This is a genomic window from Pediococcus argentinicus, from assembly GCF_001437605.1.
In the GTDB taxonomy this organism is placed as follows: Bacteria; Bacillota; Bacilli; order Lactobacillales; family Lactobacillaceae; genus Pediococcus; species Pediococcus argentinicus.
On record NZ_JQCQ01000070.1, the window covers coordinates 1 to 1,293 of the forward strand.

At 39.1% G+C, this 1,293-nt stretch carries 2 protein-coding genes; both read left to right on the plus strand.

The genetic code is table 11. From position 1 onward, the window contains the following. Positions 1 to 71: 71 nt before the first annotated feature. Positions 72 to 743, plus strand: a complete 672-nt coding sequence (locus IV88_RS08915; RefSeq protein WP_057800541.1) for a helix-turn-helix domain-containing protein — start codon at positions 72 to 74, stop codon at positions 741 to 743. Next, on the plus strand, positions 740 to 1,293 hold a 554-nt coding region (locus IV88_RS08920; RefSeq protein WP_157059340.1), incomplete at its 3' end, for an IS3 family transposase. The genes IV88_RS08915 and IV88_RS08920, both read left to right, overlap by 4 nt.

Genomic DNA, 1,293 nt, shown 5'->3' on the forward strand with positions numbered 1-1,293 from the left:
TGCGATAATCCCTTTGTGGTTGACAGATGAAATAATATAAATTCATCTGTCAATCATGGAGGGATTTTTCTATGCCTAGATCAAGACATACATCACTTGAAAAGCTAAAAATCATCACTGAATATCAGCATCAGGATAAACCATTAGCAACCTTTGCCAGAACAAAACAAATTGTCCCTAAGACTCTAATCCGTTGGATTAGTCTTTATAAGCGAGATGGAATTGATGGTTTAAAAGAAGCAAAGAAAAATGCACATTATTCAAAAACATTAAAGCTATCCGTAGTACATGCATATTTAGCTGGTGAAGGAACACTGGAAGAACTCACTGTAAAATACGGGCTGAGAAATTCGTATCAACTTAATAGTTGGATTTCACAGTATAATGGAAACAAATTAACGGCTACGCCGTATAGAAAGCAGGTTTCCGTTATGAGCCGTAAAACAACATTTAAAGAACGTATCCAAGTCGTTGAGTATATAGTGAAGCATAAACATAGTTATTCAGAAGCAGCCGATCATTTTCAGGTTTCTTATCAACAAGCTCGTTTGTGGGTATTAAAAGCCAATGATGGCGGTTATGAAGCATTGGTAGATAATCGTGGCCATCGTAAGTCTGAAAGCGAATTAACTGACCTAGATAAAGCAAACCTAAGAATTCGTCAGCTAGAATCACAACTTCAAGATCAGGAGTTATACAAAGCATTCGCAAAAAAATTACAGGAACTTCAGCGCAAGGAGTGAAAAAACAGCATCGATTGGCCTACCACGCAATTAAGGAAGTCAGTCAAGGACAGCATGGAGCAATAACGAAGTTATTGAAGCTTATTGGAGTCAGCCGACAGGCTTACTATAAGGGACTTCGTAGAAAAGAAACGACCTGGGAACAACAGAATCAAAAACTTAAGGAACGTGTTCAGTATTGGTTCGATATCCATAAACAAGGTATTGGAGCAGGTCTGCTCGTGGATAATCTCTTGCGGGACGAGCAAGTTGATGTTCCAATCTCTCTAAAACGGGTGAGACGTGTCATGCGTGAGCTTAATATTCGTTGCCAGGTTAGAAGAAAGAAACATAATCGTGTTAAACAGGAAGAACAATATGTGCAAGATAATGTGCTAAATCAGCAATTTACTGTAACGGCTCCAAATCAGGTTTGGTTATCGGATTCCACAGAATTAGCTTACGGAGTGAATGGAGAACACAAGATTAGACTAAGCGGTGTATTAGACCTATATGGTCGCCGTATGATGTCATACTACTTGAGTCCCACGGAAACGGCCGAAGCTGAAAT

Bases quoted from the DNA above. Each gene is read 5' to 3' on its own strand.
- IV88_RS08915 (WP_057800541.1), top strand. From the start codon at position 72: ATGCCTAGATCAAGACATACATCACTTGAAAAGCTAAAAATCATCACT.